The organism is Stenotrophomonas pictorum JCM 9942 (assembly GCF_001310775.1).
GTDB lineage: Bacteria > Pseudomonadota > Gammaproteobacteria > Xanthomonadales > Xanthomonadaceae > Stenotrophomonas > Stenotrophomonas pictorum.
Genome location: NZ_BAZI01000033.1, coordinates 1 through 15528, shown reverse-complemented (window position 1 = coordinate 15528; position 15528 = coordinate 1). Strand labels below are relative to the sequence as shown.

General features: G+C 62.9%; 12 protein-coding genes, 1 tRNA gene and 3 pseudogenes. 3 read left to right on the top strand and 13 right to left on the bottom strand.

Going from position 1 to position 15528, the window contains the following annotated elements; all coding sequences use genetic code 11:
- The 3 genes and pseudogenes from JCM9942_RS03625 to dxs form a co-directional block, all read left to right on the top strand.
- Positions 1-838: pseudogene (locus tag JCM9942_RS03625) on the top strand (acyl-CoA dehydrogenase C-terminal domain-containing protein); the annotation flags it as partial.
- A 114-nt stretch (positions 839-952) separates the two neighbouring features.
- The gene (locus JCM9942_RS03620) at positions 953-1618 is read left to right on the top strand and encodes an HNH endonuclease (RefSeq protein WP_054657708.1); all 666 of its coding nucleotides are present in this window, start codon (positions 953-955) and stop codon (positions 1616-1618) included.
- Between the two features lie 177 nt (positions 1619-1795).
- Positions 1796-3705 (top strand): annotated as a pseudogene (gene dxs / locus JCM9942_RS03615) (1-deoxy-D-xylulose-5-phosphate synthase).
- Between the two features lie 88 nt (positions 3706-3793).
- Here dxs and JCM9942_RS03610 read toward each other — a convergent pair.
- The 13 genes and pseudogenes from JCM9942_RS03610 to JCM9942_RS18080 all read right to left on the bottom strand — a co-directional run bounded on the left by JCM9942_RS03610 (position 3794) and on the right by JCM9942_RS18080 (position 15514).
- Positions 3794-4261, bottom strand: a complete 468-nt coding sequence (locus JCM9942_RS03610; protein WP_054657706.1) for a cupin domain-containing protein — start codon at positions 4259-4261, stop codon at positions 3794-3796.
- Between the two features lie 71 nt (positions 4262-4332).
- Positions 4333-4409: transfer RNA gene (locus JCM9942_RS03605), tRNA-Pro, on the bottom strand.
- 61 nt (positions 4410-4470) lie between these two features.
- Complete coding sequence (locus JCM9942_RS03600; RefSeq protein ID WP_054657704.1) at positions 4471-4827, bottom strand: MerR family transcriptional regulator; 357 nt, start codon at positions 4825-4827, stop codon at positions 4471-4473.
- A complete protein-coding gene (locus JCM9942_RS03595; RefSeq protein ID WP_054657702.1) occupies positions 4808-5107 on the bottom strand; it encodes an integration host factor subunit alpha in 300 nt (99 codons plus the stop codon). The genes JCM9942_RS03600 and JCM9942_RS03595 overlap by 20 nt, the downstream gene beginning before the upstream one ends.
- A 21-nt stretch (positions 5108-5128) precedes the next feature.
- Positions 5129-7509 (bottom strand): annotated as a pseudogene (pheT, locus tag JCM9942_RS03590) (phenylalanine--tRNA ligase subunit beta).
- A gap of 124 nt (positions 7510-7633) precedes the next feature.
- A complete protein-coding gene (pheS, locus tag JCM9942_RS03585) occupies positions 7634-8629 on the bottom strand; it encodes a phenylalanine--tRNA ligase subunit alpha (protein ID WP_054657699.1) in 996 nt (331 codons plus the stop codon).
- A gap of 200 nt (positions 8630-8829) precedes the next feature.
- Positions 8830-9189, bottom strand: coding sequence for a 50S ribosomal protein L20 (rplT, locus tag JCM9942_RS03580; RefSeq protein ID WP_054657697.1), 360 nt, complete (start codon positions 9187-9189; stop codon positions 8830-8832).
- A gap of 10 nt (positions 9190-9199) precedes the next feature.
- Positions 9200-9397, bottom strand: a complete 198-nt coding sequence (gene rpmI / locus JCM9942_RS03575; RefSeq protein WP_002811096.1) for a 50S ribosomal protein L35 — start codon at positions 9395-9397, stop codon at positions 9200-9202.
- 281 nt (positions 9398-9678) lie between these two features.
- Positions 9679-10251 (bottom strand): translation initiation factor IF-3, encoded by a 573-nt coding sequence (infC, locus tag JCM9942_RS03570; protein ID WP_083468393.1) that lies wholly within the window; start codon positions 10249-10251, stop codon positions 9679-9681.
- Between the two features lie 20 nt (positions 10252-10271).
- Entirely contained in the window at positions 10272-12173 is a 1902-nt protein-coding gene (thrS, locus tag JCM9942_RS03565) for a threonine--tRNA ligase (protein ID WP_054657693.1), read from the bottom strand.
- Positions 12174-12423: 250 nt separating this feature from the next.
- A complete protein-coding gene (locus JCM9942_RS18085) occupies positions 12424-13698 on the bottom strand; it encodes an XVIPCD domain-containing protein (protein WP_083468392.1) in 1275 nt (424 codons plus the stop codon).
- A 55-nt stretch (positions 13699-13753) separates the two neighbouring features.
- Entirely contained in the window at positions 13754-14290 is a 537-nt protein-coding gene (locus JCM9942_RS03555) for a hypothetical protein (RefSeq protein WP_054657691.1), read from the bottom strand.
- 687 nt (positions 14291-14977) lie between these two features.
- Positions 14978-15514 carry a DUF4189 domain-containing protein gene (locus JCM9942_RS18080; protein ID WP_083468394.1) on the bottom strand — a complete coding sequence of 179 codons (537 nt, stop codon included), beginning with the start codon at positions 15512-15514 and terminating at the stop codon, positions 14978-14980.
- Positions 15515-15528 lie beyond the last annotated feature (14 nt).

The window sequence follows — 15528 nt, the reverse complement described above, 5'->3', positions numbered from 1 at the left end:
ACGCCCGCGAGCGCCTGCAATCGCGCGCGCCCAAGGGAGCTCAGCTGGCGGACAAGCCGGCCGATCCGATCATCGCCCAGCCCGATGTGCGCCGCATGTTGCTCACCACCAAGGCGCTGACCGAAGGTGGCCGCCTGCTCGCCGCACACGCCTACACCCAGCTCGATACCGCCCAGCACGCCGCAGACCCGCAGGCGCGTGCCGATGCCGAGACGCTGGTCAGCTTCCTCACCCCGATCGTCAAAGCCTGCCTGACCGAGTGGAGCATTGAAGCCACCTACAACGGCCAGCAGGTGTTCGGCGGTCACGGCTACATCGCCGAGCACGGTATGGAGCAGTTCGCGCGCGATGCCCGCATCACCACGCTGTATGAAGGCACCACCGGCATCCAGGCGCTGGACCTGATCGGCCGCAAGACCGCCGCCTCCCAGGGCGCCGGGCTGAAACTGTTCGCCGCCGAGATCGAGCAGTTCATCGCCGACAACGCCAACAACCCGGCGGTGGCCGAATTCCTGCCGGTACTCGGCGCCAAAACCCGGGAATGGGGCAAACTGACTGTGAACGTGCTGCAGCGCGCCGCCAGCAATCCCGAAGAACTGGGCGCAGCAGCTGGGACTACCTGTTCTACAGCGGCTACGTGGCACTGGCCTACTGGTGGGCGCGCGCAGCGGCCGCCGCGCAGGCCTCAAGCCAGCCGGAAGCGTTCAAGCAGGCCAAGCTGGAAACCGCGCGCTTCTACTACGCCCGCGTTCTGCCGCGCACACTCACCCATGCAGCCAGCATGGAAAGCGGCGCCGATCCACTGATGGCCATGGACAGCCTCCGTTTCGGCGACTGATCCGGCCGCCTCCGCCCCGTCGCGGGCGCCTCCTCCGGCGCTCGCGGCTTTTCAGGCGCTGCTCCAGACGCGTTTACACAATCTGTCACACATCGTGTATAAGCTGTTTTCCCGATGGAGACAGACACTACACCGCGTAGTCTGATCGATACCGGAGCCGACTCTTCCGCTCCGACACCGGGGATTTCGCCCTCGCCCTCCCTGCACCGCCTCGGCGCCGTGCGCCTGCTATCGCTGGATGCGCATGGCCGCGTGCTCGACTGGATCAACTGGCAAGACGCCAGCTGCCTGTATGTGCGCGGCGCAGTGGCGTGGACCCTGGGCGATCCGTGCCTGCACGTGCATGGCGCCATTTCCCGCGCGACCGGCCTGCCCAGTGGGCTCGACCTTCACCCGATCATCGCCTCGCGTGGCCACGCACGCTCGCGCGCGATCAATCCCACGCCCAATCTGACCAACCCGGCCCTGTTCGCACGCGATGCGCAGCTGTGTCTGTACTGCGGCCAGCAGTTCAGCCGGCCGCAGCTCACCCGCGACCATGTCCTGCCGCTGTCCAAGGGAGGGCGGGATATCTGGGAAAACGTGGTTTCCGCCTGTTTCCAGTGCAATTCGCGCAAAAGCAACCGCACCCCGCAGCAGGCGCACATGCCGTTGCTCGCGGTGCCCTACCGGCCCAGCTGGATCGAGCACCTGATCCTGTCCAACCGGAACATCCTTGCCGACCAGATGGCGTTTCTGAAGGCGCAACTGCCCAGGAACGCCGTGCGCCGCAGCGTCTGAGGGCGCGCATCTGCAGTTGCCGCCCCTCGCCCCGGGCGCGAAGCGGCGACGACTTGTCTGAACCGGCACTTCAGTTTGGCCGCATCCGCGCCCATCCCCCGCCCACATCTGCGGCGCTTTGCTTGCCCCACCCCCGGTTGGCGGCCAAAATACCGTTTCGCTTGAAACACGAAGAAAATGATCGACTCTGCCTGCTACCCGCGCCTGTCGCGCATCCAGACTCCTGCCGACCTGCGCCAGTTCGATGAAAGCGAACTCGGGGCGATCGCGGGCGAGTTGCGCGCCTATCTGATCGAATCGGTCGGCAAGAGCGGCGGCCACTTCGCAGCCGGCCTGGGGGTGATCGAACTCACCGTTGCCCTGCACTACCTGTTCAACACGCCGGTTGATCAGCTGGTCTGGGATGTCGGCCATCAGACCTATCCGCACAAGATCCTGACCGGGCGGCGTGACACCATCCACACGGTCAAGCAGAAGGGCGGCGTGGCGCCGTTCCCCAAGCGCGAGGAGAGCGAGTACGACACCTTCGGCGTTGGCCACTCATCGACCTCCATTTCCGCCGCGCTGGGCATGGCCATCGCGCGCCAGCGCCAGGGCGACACCCGCAAAGCCGTGGCCGTGATCGGCGATGGCGCGATGACTGCCGGCATGGCGTTCGAGGCGCTGGCCCACGCTGGCGGCATGGATGACGAGCCAATGTGCTGGTCATCCTGAATGACAACAACATGTCCATCTCCGAAGCCGTCGGGGGACTGACCAAGATGCTCGGCCGTGCCACCGCCAGCCGCACGCTCAATGCGCTGCGCGAGGGGGGCAAGAAGATCCTCGGCGACAAGCGCCACAGCCCGCCGGCCCGTTTCGTCAAACGCTGGGAAGAACAGTGGAAAGGCATGTTCGTGCCGTCCACCGCGTTCGAGCAGATGGGCTTCCATTACACCGGCCCGATCGACGGCCATGACCTGCCCCTGCTGCTGACCACCCTCAGGCGCCTGAAGGACGCCAAGGGCCCGCAGCTGCTGCACATCATGACCACCAAGGGCAAGGGCTACGAACCGGCCGAAGGCGACCAGATCGGCTATCACGCCGTGGGGCCGTTCGATCCGAGCAAGGGCCTGCCCACCAAGAACGCGCCAAAAAAACCCACCTACACCGACGTGTTCGGTGACTGGCTGTGCGACGCGGCCGCCGCCGAGCCGCTGCTGATGGGGATCACCCCGGCCATGCGCGAGGGCTCCGGACTGGTCCGTTTCAGCAAGGAATATCCGGCGCGCTACTTCGATGTCGCCATCGCCGAGCAGCATGCAGTTACGCTCGCCGCGGGCATGGCCACACAGGGCGCCAAGCCGGTGGTGGCCATCTACTCCACTTTCCTGCAGCGCGCCTATGACCAGCTGGTGCATGACGTCGCCACACAGAATCTGGACGTGCTGTTCGCCATCGACCGTGCCGGCGTGGTCGGCCCGGACGGTGCCACCCATGCGGGCAACCTCGATCTGAGCTACCTGCGCTGTGTGCCCAACATGGTGGTGATGGCTCCCGGTGATGAGGCCGAGTGCCGGCAGATGCTGACCACCGGCCTGCGCTACAACGGCCCGGCGGCGGTGCGCTACCCGCGTGGCACGGGTCCGGGCGTGGCTGCCGGCAACGATCTGTCGACGCTCGAGATCGGCAAGGCCCAGCTGCGCCGTTCGGGCAGCCGGATCGCGCTGCTGGCTTTTGGGGCCACCCTGCCGGCCGCCGAACAGGTCGGCCGTGAGCTGGACCTGAGCGTGGTCAACATGCGCTTCATCAAGCCGCTGGACCAGGCGATGCTGCTGGAACTGACCCGTACCCACGAAGGCTTCGTCACCATCGAAGACAACGTGGTGGCTGGCGGGGCCGGCTCAGGCGTCTCGGAACTGCTCAACGCCGAGGCGGTGGTCATGCCGGTGCTGCACTTGGGCCTTCCCGACAGCTACCAGCATCACGCCAGCCGCGAAGACCTGCTGAGCGAAGCGGGCATCGACGCGGCGGGCATTCGCGCCGCCATCCTCAAACGCTGGCCCGAACTGCAGGACACCGCCGTGCCGGTGAGTGCGGCCAGCTGAAGCAAAAGCCCCGCATCGCGGGGCTTTTGGGTGACGGCGGGATAACCGTCGCCGTCGTGAAAGCAGCGGGTATTGCCCTGCACATCACTCAGATCCAGCTGTCGCGCAGGCGCAGGAGCCGCGCCGCTGGTCCCTGCGGATCCATCAGCTCAAAGCCGCTCCAGACAAAACCAGGCGCGACCAGGCAGCTCACCAGCGCATGTGAACCCAGCGGCCGCGCGGCCTGCCACATTCCTCTGGGCACGATCGCCAGCGATACCCGCCCCTGAGCGACCGCGCCCAGCACGGTTCGCCGCACCGGCGACTCACCGCCCTCCCACAGCAGCAGCTCCAGCGGCTCTCCTGCCTGCCATTGCCAGACTTCCTCGGCATCGATGCGATGCCACGCACTGCCCTGTCCGGCGCCGAGCAGGTAGTGGATGGCGGTCAAGGCAGGACGCGTCACGCCCTCGACAACGACCTGCTGCGGCGATTCATGGAAGCGACGGAAAAAGCCGCCCTCCGGATGTGGCCCCAGCTGCAACTGCGACACCAGCTGTTCAACCTGCCCGCCCATACGCTCATCTCCGGCGATCAAAAACAAAAAGGCCCGCGCATCGCTGCACAGGCCTTGATGATTACAGTAATTGGTCGGGACGGCCGGATTTGAACCGACGACCCTCTGCCCCCCAGGCAGATGCGCTACCAGGCTGCGCTACGCCCCGATCGTTACTGCTTCGCCTTGCGGCGAGCCGGTGATTATACCGGCTTTGGTTCGAAAATAGTTCAGCGGCGAAGCAATTGCAGCACTTCTTCCAGCTCCATCCGCACCTGGCGGATGATCTGGTTGCTCAGCGCCGACTCATCGCGCGCGCCCTCCCCTTCCAGTCGCAGGCGGGCGCCGCCGATGGTGTAGCCCTGCTCGTACAGCAGGCCGCGGATCTGGCGCACCATCAGCACGTCATGGCGCTGATAGTAACGACGGTTGCCACGGCGCTTGGCCGGCTCGAGACTGGGAAACTCGGTCTCCCAGTAGCGCAACACATGCGGCTTGACGTCACACAGCTCGCTGACTTCGCCGATGGTGAAGTAGCGCTTGGCCGGAATCGGCGGAAGTTCGCGGTTACTGCCCGGATCCAGCATATGCCTCCACCCTTTCCTTGAGCTTCTGGCCCGGACGGAAGGTCACCACCGTGCGGGCGGAAATCGGAATTTCCTCGCCGGTCTTGGGATTGCGACCCGGGCGCTGGTTCTTGCGCCGCAGGTCGAAATTACCGAAGCCGGACAGCTTCACCTGACGTCCCTGTTCCAATGCATCACGCAGCACATCGAAGAACGCGTCGACAAATTCCTTGGCCTCACGCTTGTTCAGACCGACTTCGTCGAACAACCGGTCCGCCATCTCCGCCTTGGTCAATGCCATGCCTGCTCCCTGTTTTCCGCCTCAACCACGGATCTTCGCGCCGTGTTCGCGCTCGATCGCGGCCACCACCCCGGTGACCACTGCGTCCACGTCGCGGTCCGTCAGAGTGCGCGACTTGTCCTGCAAAATCAAGCCCATAGCCAGACTCTTGAAGCCCGGCTCGACCCCCTGTCCGACGTAGCGATCGAACAACACCACATCGCGCAGCAGCTCGCCAGCGGCCTGGCGGATAGTTGCCGACAATACCGACCATTCCACCTGTTCAGCGACAACCACCGCCAGATCACGGCGCACCGCCGGGAAGCGCGACAACTCGCTCGAACACGGCAGCGGGCGCCGCACCAGCGGCGCCAGATCCAGCTCGAAGCCGATCACATCCAGATCGATTTCCATTGCCTTGGCCACACGCGGGTGCACCTGGCCGATCCAGCCGATGCACTGGCCATCACGCCAGATGTCAGCCGACCGCGCCGGATGCGCATATGCACGCTGCGAGGCACGGAACTCCAGCACCGCGCCGGAGGCGGCAGCCAGCGATTCCAGATCACCCTTCAAGTCATGGAAATCGACCTTGCGCGCCTTCTCGCCCCACTGCAGCGCAGCCGCATCGCCACAGACCACGGCGGCAATGCGCACGGTTTCCTTCGGCGCCGGCTTGCCCTCACCGGCCTGCGCTTCGAACACGCGGCCGATCTCGAACAGGCGCACGCGCCCCGCCTGACGGGCCACATTGCGGCCCAACGTGGCGACCAGCCCCGGCAGCAGCAATGGACGCATCACTGCCAGTTCGGCAGACAGCGGATTGGCCAGTGCTACCAGCCCCGCGCTCTGGCTCCACTGCTCAAGCAGCTGCGCATCGACGAAGGCGAAATTGATGGTTTCCAGCATTTCGCGCGCCACCAGCTGGCGGCGCACGCTCACCTCGTCCAGACGGGTCTCGCTGGGCATCGCAATGCGCGCGGCACCGCCCGGCAAGGTGGTCGGAATGGCTTCATAGCCGTGGATACGGGCCAGCTCTTCGATCAGATCCTCTTCGATGGCGATATCGAAACGACTGCTCGGGCCGGTCACATTCCAGCCTTCGGCAGCGGCCTCAACCCGCATGCCCAGCGCACGCAGGATGCGCTCGACCTCGGCATCGTCAATCTCGATGCCCAGTACGCGGGTGATCCGCGCGCGGCGCAGCAGGATCTGGGCCGCTACCGGCAGATCGGCTTCACGCACCGCCTCGGTCACCGGTGCCGGCACACCGCCGGCCAAGTCCAGCAGCAGGCGGGTGGCGTACTCGATGGCAATACGCGGCAGCTGCGGATCGACGCCGCGCTCGAAGCGGTGACCGGCATCGGTATGCAAGCCAAACTTGCGGCCACGCCCCATGATCGCGGCCGGCGCGAAATGCGCGGCCTCCAGGAACACATTGCCGGTGGTATCGGTCACGCGGGTGTCGAAGCCACCCATCAGCCGGCCAGGCCCACCGGACGGTCGGCATCGGTCACCACCAGGAAGCTGTCATCCAGCGCGGCATCGCGCCCATCGAGCAACTTCAGGCTTTCGCCGGCGCGCGAGCGGCGCACTCCGATCTGGCCTTTGAGCGTATCCAGATCGTAGGCATGCATCGGCTGACCCAGTTCCAGCATCACGTACTGGGTGATATCCACCAGCAGCGAAACAGGGCGCACGCCACAGCGGCGCAGGCGTTCGGCCATCCACAGCGGCGTGGTCGCGCTCGCATTGACGCCCTCGATCACGCGGCCCAGGTAACGCGGCGCTTCGGCACCCGCATCGAGCTGGATCACCAGTTCGCGCGAACCCTGCGCGGCCACCGGCTCGGCCACGAATGGCTTCACTTCGCTGCGGGTCGCCGCAGCCACGTCGAAGGCGATACCGCGCACACTGAAGCAATCAGCGCGGTTCGGAGTCAGTTTGATCTCGATGCTGGCGTCCGGCAGGCCAAGGTATTCGACCAGCGTGACGCCGACTGGCGCGTCATCCGGCAGTTCCAGCAGGCCGGACGCGTCGGTGTCCAGGCCCAGCTCCCTGGCCGAGCACAGCATGCCGTTGGACTCCACCCCACGCAGTTTGGCCGGCTTGATCTTCAGCTCGCCGATCTGCGCACCGACCATGGCCAATGGCGCAACCAGCCCCGGGCGCGCATTCGGCGCCCCGCACACGATCTGCAACAGCTCCCCCTGACCGGCGTCAACCTTGCACACCTGCAGGCGGTCGGCCTGCGGATGACGCACGGCCTCGACGATGCGCGCCACCACCACGTTGTCCAGGCCATCGCCCAGCGCCGTCACGTCTTCGACCTCCAGACCGATGGCGGTCAGCACCGCGCTGAGTTCGTCACGCGAGGCCGTGGTCGGTACGTGGCTGCGCAGCCAGCTTTCAGAGAATTTCATGTCTTTACCTTGAGGGGAGGCGCACCTCCCGTTGCGGTTTCTTTTATTGATGCCCAGCGCTTGGCGCCCGGAGCGGATCAACGTTCAGATGCGGCCGAGCAGGGCCCGGCATTCCAGCCCTGGGTCAGGCGAACTGCTTGAGGAAGCGGACGTCGTTCTCGAAGAACGCGCGCAGATCGTTCACCCCGTAGCGCAGCATCGCGAAGCGCTCCACGCCCAGGCCGAAGGCGAAGCCGGTGTAGCGCTCCGGGTCGATGCCGACCGACTTGAGCACGTTGGGGTGGACCATGCCGCAGCCCAGCACTTCCAGCCAGCGGGTGCTGCCATCCGGCTGTTGCCAGGCGATGTCCACTTCCGCCCCCGGTTCCACGAACGGGAAATAGCTCGGGCGGAAACGCATCTCGAAATCACGCTCGAAGAACGCGCGTACGAACTCGGACAGCGTGCCCTTGAGGTCGGCAAAGGTGGAGTGCTCGTCCACCAGGAGGCCTTCGACCTGGTGGAACATCGGCGAGTGGGTCTGGTCGCTGTCGCTGCGATACACCTTGCCGGCGGCGATCATGCGCAGCGGCGGCGTGTGCTCGCCCATGTAGCGCACCTGCACCCCGGAGGTATGCGTGCGCAGCAGACGACCGTCACCGAAGTAGAAGGTGTCGTGCATGGCGCGCGCCGGATGGTGCGGCGGGAAGTTCAGCGCCTCGAAGTTGTGCCAGTCATCTTCGATTTCCGGGCCTTCGGACAACTCGTAGCCGAGGCGCCCGAAAATCTCGGTGATCCGCTCCAGGGTGCGCGTGACCGGATGCAGCCCGCCACGCTCGCCATGACGGCCCGGCAGGGTGACATCGATGCTCTCGGAGGCAAGCCGCGCATCCAGTGCCGCCTCTTCAAGCACAACCTTGCGCTCGGCCAGCGCCGAGGAAACCGCGTCACGTGCGATGTTGATCGCCTCCCCCGCCGCCTTGCGTTCCTCGGCGGGCAAGGCCCCAAGCTGCTTGAGTTGCGCAGTGATGCTGCCACTTTTGCCTAACAGCGAAACACGCAGGTTTTCCAGCGTTTCCGGGCTCTGCGCCGCAGCCACATCGGCCAGCGCCTGCGCAGTCAGGGATTGGATGTCACTCATGGGATCGACGAAACCTCTGGCCGGCTTGCCTACGCGGTGCGCGCCGGGCCGACCCCCGTCGCCACCAGTAGCTGATCGCCGCGCAACCATCGGCAGCAGCAACCAGCACAAAAAAGAATGGGGAAGGACTTGCGCCCTTCCCCATGCATTGTCTCACCACAGCCATTGCGCGTGAACGCTACAACTGCTGCAGGAAGGACTTATGCCGCCAGTGCGCCCTTGGCCTTTTCTGCCAGAGCGGCAAAACCGGCTGCGTCGTGCACGGCGATATCAGCCAGAACCTTACGGTCCAGGGTGATACCGGCCTTCAACAGGCCGTTCATGAAACGGCTGTAGCTCAGGCCGTTGATGCGGGCAGCCGCATTGATGCGGGTGATCCACAGCGAACGGAAATTGCGCTTCTTCTGCTTACGGCCAATGTAGGCGTACTGCTGTGCCTTGATGACTGCCTGCTTGGCGACGCGGAAGACCTTGCGACGGGCGTTGTAATAGCCCTTGGCCAGATCCAATACTTTCTTGTGGCGGCGGCGCGCCTGCACACCACGCTTTACTCGTGCCATGGTTCAGTCCTCAGAGGTAGGGAAGCATACGGTCCAGACGGCCTGCGTCTTCTGCGCGGACGTGATTCGTCTGACGCAGGTTACGCTTCCGCTTGGTCGCTTTCTTCGTGAGGATATGGCTGCGGTTGGCATGACCGCACTTGTACTTGCCGGAGGCGGTCTTGCGGAAACGCTTGGCCGCCGCCCGGTTGGTCTTGATCTTGGGCATCGCTATGTCCTTGATGGTCTCTTTTCACTGACTGGGCGGTGGTTTTACCCACACTTTCCGTCCCTGCCCTTGTCTGTTTAAAGCCCGCACTCCCACTGGAGGCAGGCAGGTCCTGGGTGAAGCAAACAACAAACCCGGCGAACCGGGCCGCCCATTATGCCGCCCCCACCTGCCACTTGCAATCACAGGCAAGCAGATCGTGAAGCGTAACAACTGGCACGGTGCAGAAAGACCCACTTGCCGTCCACCCAGCTGACGGGCGACGCGGAGCCGCCGCAGCCTTACTTCTTCTTCGGCGCGATCATCATCACCATCTGTCGACCTTCCAGGCGCGGACGGGACTCGATCACGATGTCTTCCCCCAGATCAGCCTCGAGCCGGTTGGCCATTTCGCGGCCCAGCTCCTGATGGCTCATCTCGCGACCACGGAAGCGAATATTGACCTTGATCTTGTCGCCATCCTCCAGGAAACCGCGCATCTTGCGCAGTTTGATCTGGTAGTCGCCCTCGTCGGTGACCGGACGGAACTTCACTTCCTTGATTTCGACCTGCTTGGTCTTCTTCTTGGCCTCGTTGGCCTTTTTCTGCGCTTCGAACTTGAACTTGCCGAAGTCCATGATCTTGCACACCGGCGGATCAGCCTGCGGCTGGATCTCGACCAGGTCCAGACCTTCTTCTTCGGCCATCGACAGCGCTTCGTCGCGCGACAACACGCCAACCATCTCTCCGTCGCTGCCGATCACGCGGACGCGCGGCACACGGATTTCCTGGTTGCGGCGGTTCTGTTTGTTGTCAGGGGTACTGATATTGCAATCTCCGAATGGACTTAGAACCGGCCCTGAGGAACACTCCATCAAGGCCGGGGCTCTACTTATTACTTCACTTCAGCGTGCAGCCGCTCGATAAAGGCCTGGACCGGCATCGACCCAAGGTCCTCACCGGACCGCGTACGTACCGCTACGGCCCCATTCTCCTTCTCGCGGTCACCCACGACCAGCAGATACGGTACGCGCTGCAGCGTATGCTCACGAATCTTATAGCCGATCTTTTCGTTGCGCAAATCGGCGTCCACCCGGAACCCTTGATCCGCAAGGGTTTTGCGAATCGACTGAACGTATTCAGACTGCGCATCGGTGATGTTTGCCACCACAACCTGCACTGGCGCCAGCCAAGTCGGGAACGAGCCGGCGTGGTGCTCGATCAGGATGCCCAGGAAACGCTCCATCGAGCCGACAATGGCCCGATGCAGCATGACCGGGTGCTTCTTCTGGCTGTTTTCATCCACATACTCGGCACCCAGGCGGCCCGGCATCATGAAGTCGACCTGCATGGTGCCCAGCTGCCAGGTACGGCCAATGGCGTCCTTCAGGTGGTACTCGATCTTCGGGCCGTAGAAGGCGCCCTCACCCGGCAACTCCTGCCATTCCACGCCGCAGCTGGACAGCGCCGAACGCAGCGCGCCTTCGGCCTTGTCCCAGGTGGCATCGTCACCCAGGCGCGATTCCGGGCGCAGGGCGATCTTGATCTGGATCTCGTCGAAGCCGAAGTGCCGGTAGACCGCCAACGCCTGCTGGTGGAACGCGGTCACTTCCGATTCGATCTGGCTCTCGGTGCAGAACACATGGCCGTCGTCCTGGGTGAAACCGCGCACGCGCAGGATGCCGTGCAGCGCACCGGATGGCTCATTGCGGTGGCAGGAACCGAATTCGCCGTAACGGATCGGCAGGTCGCGATAGCTATGCAGGCCCTGATTGAACACCTGCACGTGACCGGGGCAGTTCATCGGCTTCACCGCATAGGTGCGCTTCTCCGATTCGGTGAAGAACATGTTGTCCTGGTAGTTGTCCCAGTGGCCGGACTTCTTCCACAGGCTCACATCCAGGATCTGCGGGCAGCGCACCTCACCGTAACCGCTGTCGCGGTAGATCTTGCGCATGTACTGCTCGACCACCTGCCAGATCGACCAGCCCTTCGGATGCCAGAACACCAGGCCCGGCGCCTCTTCCTGCAGATGGAACAGGTCCTGCTGCTTGCCGATGCGGCGGTGATCGCGCATCTCGGCTTCTTCGATGCGCTTGATGTAGGCCTCAAGCTGCTTCTTGTCGGCCCACGCGGTACCGTAGATGCGCTGCAGCTGCTCGTTCTTGGCATCACCGCGCCAATACGCACCGGAAATGCGCATCAACTTGAACGACTTCAGGAAGCGCGTGTTCGGCACGTGCGGGCCGCGGCACATGTCCACGTATTCCTGGTGGTAGTACATGCCCATCGCGGTGACGTCATCGGACATGTCTTCGATCAGGCGCAGCTTGTACTCCTCGCCTCGCGCCTTGAAGATCTCGATCACTTCCGCACGCGGCGTGACCTTCTTGATGACGTCGTAGTCCTGCGCGATCAGCTCGCCCATGCGCTTCTCGATCGCCGCCATGTCTTCCGGCGTGAACGGGCGCTCGCTGTAGATGTCGTAGTAGAAGCCTTCGGCGATGACCGGGCCGATCACCATCTTGGCGTCCGGGTAAAGCTGCTTGACCGCGTGACCGACCAGGTGGGCGCAGGAGTGACGGATGATCTCCACACCCTCATCGTCCTTGGCGGTGATGATGCGCAGTGCCGCATCGTGGTCGATCACGTCGCAGGCATCGACCTGCACGCCATCAACTACACCGGCGATGGTGGCTTTGGCCAGGCCCGCACCGATGGACTGGGCCACGCCCATGACGCTGACCGGGCTTTCGAATTGACGGACGCTGCCGTCTGGAAGAGTGATGTTGATCATGGATTCACCTGGAGTCGAGGCCCGCCACGCGGACCTGGAAGCCCGCCTCACAGCGCGACTTCAACGGGATTTGGTCAATAAAAAAGCGCCACAAAGGCGCCTGCAACGGGCTGTGGCAATGAATCAGCAGTAGGCGATGGTAGTGCTCATGTCACACACTCGACCGGCGCTTTGCGCGGGCCACCTGAAAACGGAGTACGGGCGGGATTCTAGCGCAATCCCGCCCTTCACGCCCCATGCCCGCCAGCCGCTACCTCGCCAGGGCGCGGGCCTGTTCCTGCTGACGATCGGCAGTCAGCGGCTCATCCCGCCCCTGTTCGACCTGCGCCAAACGCAAGCTGCTCTGCTCCAGAGGTTGCTGCACCGCCTGTTGGCGTTCGACGAACACACGGCGCATCGCCGGGTCGTTCATCTCGCCCTGCACCGCGATCAGCCCCTTGCCATCCTGGCTGGCGACCACGTGGTCGATGCGACTCAGACCACCGCCCCGCGCCTCCAGTGCCATCTGTCCGGCGGCATTTGCCAGGGCCTGACGATCCTGGAAACCAGCCTGCGGCGATAATGCTTCCAGCTTGCCCAGCGCCTCCTGGAACAGCCGATTGCCGGGATGGGCCGGATCGGACATCAGTGCGGCGCCCTGCCCCTGCGACTGGCCCAGCGCACGCAGCTTGCCCAGTGTCGCAGGCCCGGCGATGCCGTCAGCATGCAGGCTCTGGCCGCGCTGGAACTGTTTGACCGCGTCCACAGTGTGGTTGCCGTAATCGCCATCGGCGCGCAGCTCGCGCCCCTGCTGATCACGGATTCCCTGTGCACGCAGCATCTCCTGCAACTCACGCACCGACTCGCCAGCCTCGCCCTTGCGCAGCACACCATCGGCCAGCGCATCGGCCCCCGCCGCAACTGCTGGGCTGACTCTTTGGCCCACTTCACCACGCCCCAAACGGCCCATCACCTCCGGAGTCAGCTTGCGCTCCCAAGTCTCGAACCGTTCCTTGCGATCATCCAGACCATTGAACCCGCCGTTGATTGCACGGGTCGCCGCGCGTACGTCCTCACGCGAAGCTGCCGGCACGCGGCTCTCCCAATACCACACCGCGATCCGGGCTGCGTTTTCCGGCTGCGCTGCCAGTTCGGGGTGTTTGACCAGGTCCAGGTCCAGGGCTCCCCCGGCCTTCGCGTAATTCTCTTTACCCGTCAGCTGGATGTAGCCGCGACCACGGTACAGATAGCCATCACCGGGCTGGTTGTTTCCCATGCGACCGCCGTACATCAGCTCACCGAGCGCTTCGGGGTGGCCGCGCAACGCCTCCAACCGGGCCGCCTCCAGTGCCCCAGGACCCTGGCGCATGGCCGATGCGACCGGAATCTGCGAAATGTTCCGTGTATAGCGGAAACTCTCTTCCAGCCGGCTCAGCCCGTTGGACTCGTGGCCGACCTGGGCCATGAAGTTGGCCAGCTCGCGCGGCGAAGTGATGCCCGCCTGCGTGGCCTGCTGCAACAACTGCGATTCCCTATCCTTTGACATGATGAAACTCCTGATTGACTTGCCTTGAACAACCCCGCCTCCAGGCGAGGCGCGATTACGGCAGCGTCACCGCCGGCACGCTGGACGGATCGAAATCCTCGAACCGCACCTTGCCGAGTTCGGCTGCCGTGAAATCCTTTTTGTTTTCCGCATCGGTCTCGGTATCGATGACCTGTCGGCTTACCCCTTCCAACCACCATGCCTTGTCGGCAGGTGCATAGCGGAACGTATAAGAATCGGTCCAGCGCTCACGGCTGCCACCGCTATTGACCACGGTGAAACTACCCGAGGACACGCGCGCATAACCGAACGGATCGCCCATCACGCCGCCGCAGTTGGAGCACGGCACCAACTTGTTATTGCGAGCGGCCAAGTGCCATTTCCCATCCGCTCCGCCCAGCACCAGCATCACGATGCGGTCAGGGCCATTTTCGCCAGCCGCCAGATTGCCTGGGGCCGGTGGATCAATGACCAGCAGGGCATCTTCGATGCCATCACCGTTGAGGTCACCCTTAATGGTTTCCAGCGGCTTCGCCCCTGCGGGCACAAACGCCTGGGCACTGTCCTTGACCTCGTCACGTCCCGCTTCCATAGATTTAGGCTCCTTTGATTGCATATTCGAATCATCCGCCACCTGTGCGGGCGTTGTTACGGAAGTTTCTGTTGCGATCGCAGATTCATCACCACCTCGAGAGGCTGGGAATAGCAGCCCGCGACAACTGCAGAGGAAAAAATCGCCCCTAAGAAAGCCGGAAGATATTTCATGAACAAGAACGCTCCGTTTTAAAATTTATTAAACAACCACATTAATCACAAGAAAATAATAAATAGGGAAAATCCATGCCACCAGAGTGACCGAGGCTGAAATAAACGAACTAACACCTAACGCACTACAAAACGACACCCAACCTCCAACACAATTATGCATCCGCCGCGCCGTCAACCTGCAAATACCCCATGAAACTGCAGAGACCACCCTAGAATAATATAGCCACCATCAGCGGCGCAGTCAGAATCAAGTTGGCGAAAGTAGAACCAACGGCAGCAGAATGCCTCAACCAACTCGCCACTAAGCTACCGGACACTTCAATCGCCGGCATGTCACTTTTAATACGCAGCATTCAGAACTACGTCAACAAAAGTCCAGACACCGAGAGCGATGAAGCCTCTACCGAAAGATCATCTCCTTAGAACGCACTTCCCGGAGACCTTCACAAACCGAGGCGCAACCTTAATAAAAAATACAAGAACCAAAATTCATTAGCCTTGAAACAGAAAATCAAAAATACTCGAATTGGGGCTCAGTGCAATTCGCATGAACGACCTCACATTCCGTCCCGCCCTCATCACTGCAGAACTGTCTCGCTAAAACAGAAGCAGCACCGACAGTTTCACTACTAGCATAACCCGTTTTCTGAACCCCAATAACGGAAGTAGCAATTGCCGCGCATTGATTCTTATAGCTCAGCAGCACTCTACAGTCAGAAGCACCTTGATTTTCACATCGTTGAACTGCGTCATTTATAGCATCCCTTTTACGACGCAACCCCCATGCAATTCCAACCTTCCCATTGCTCGCCATGGAAATGGCACCCCAGGTTTTTATCCACCTTCCGCTCGGCCTGGACTCTCCTACGCCAGAGCCAGAAGCCGGAATTGGAGCACATCCCTGTACACCCTGCCCACCTATCGGATATGACCCCGGGGGACATCCACCCTCTGCAGAAACCTGCCCGGGAAATAGCGTCAATAGCGCAATAATCGCGATCGAAAACAACAATTTACAAAACGCAAAATGGAAAACTCGACCGTGCATATCCACCTCCCATG

What these genes read in the sequence shown, in the direction of transcription:
- pheS (WP_054657699.1), bottom strand. Translation starts at nt 8,629, where the DNA reads ATGAGTGACATCCAATCCCTGACTGCGCAGGCGCTGGCCGATGTGGCT.
- JCM9942_RS18085 (WP_083468392.1), bottom strand. Translation starts at nt 13,698, where the DNA reads ATGTCAAAGGATAGGGAATCGCAGTTGTTGCAGCAGGCCACGCAGGCG.
- rpmI (WP_002811096.1), bottom strand. Translation starts at nt 9,397, where the DNA reads ATGCCCAAGATCAAGACCAACCGGGCGGCGGCCAAGCGTTTCCGCAAG.
- JCM9942_RS18080 (WP_083468394.1), bottom strand. Translation starts at nt 15,514, where the DNA reads ATGCACGGTCGAGTTTTCCATTTTGCGTTTTGTAAATTGTTGTTTTCG.
- rplT (WP_054657697.1), bottom strand. Translation starts at nt 9,189, where the DNA reads ATGGCACGAGTAAAGCGTGGTGTGCAGGCGCGCCGCCGCCACAAGAAA.
- JCM9942_RS03600 (WP_054657704.1), bottom strand. Translation starts at nt 4,827, where the DNA reads ATGCTGGATCCGGGCAGTAACCGCGAACTTCCGCCGATTCCGGCCAAG.
- JCM9942_RS03595 (WP_054657702.1), bottom strand. Translation starts at nt 5,107, where the DNA reads ATGGCATTGACCAAGGCGGAGATGGCGGACCGGTTGTTCGACGAAGTC.
- infC (WP_083468393.1), bottom strand. Translation starts at nt 10,251, where the DNA reads ATGGAGTGTTCCTCAGGGCCGGTTCTAAGTCCATTCGGAGATTGCAAT.
- JCM9942_RS03620 (WP_054657708.1), top strand. Translation starts at nt 953, where the DNA reads ATGGAGACAGACACTACACCGCGTAGTCTGATCGATACCGGAGCCGAC.
- JCM9942_RS03555 (WP_054657691.1), bottom strand. Translation starts at nt 14,290, where the DNA reads ATGGAAGCGGGACGTGACGAGGTCAAGGACAGTGCCCAGGCGTTTGTG.
- JCM9942_RS03610 (WP_054657706.1), bottom strand. Translation starts at nt 4,261, where the DNA reads ATGGGCGGGCAGGTTGAACAGCTGGTGTCGCAGTTGCAGCTGGGGCCA.
- thrS (WP_054657693.1), bottom strand. Translation starts at nt 12,173, where the DNA reads ATGATCAACATCACTCTTCCAGACGGCAGCGTCCGTCAATTCGAAAGC.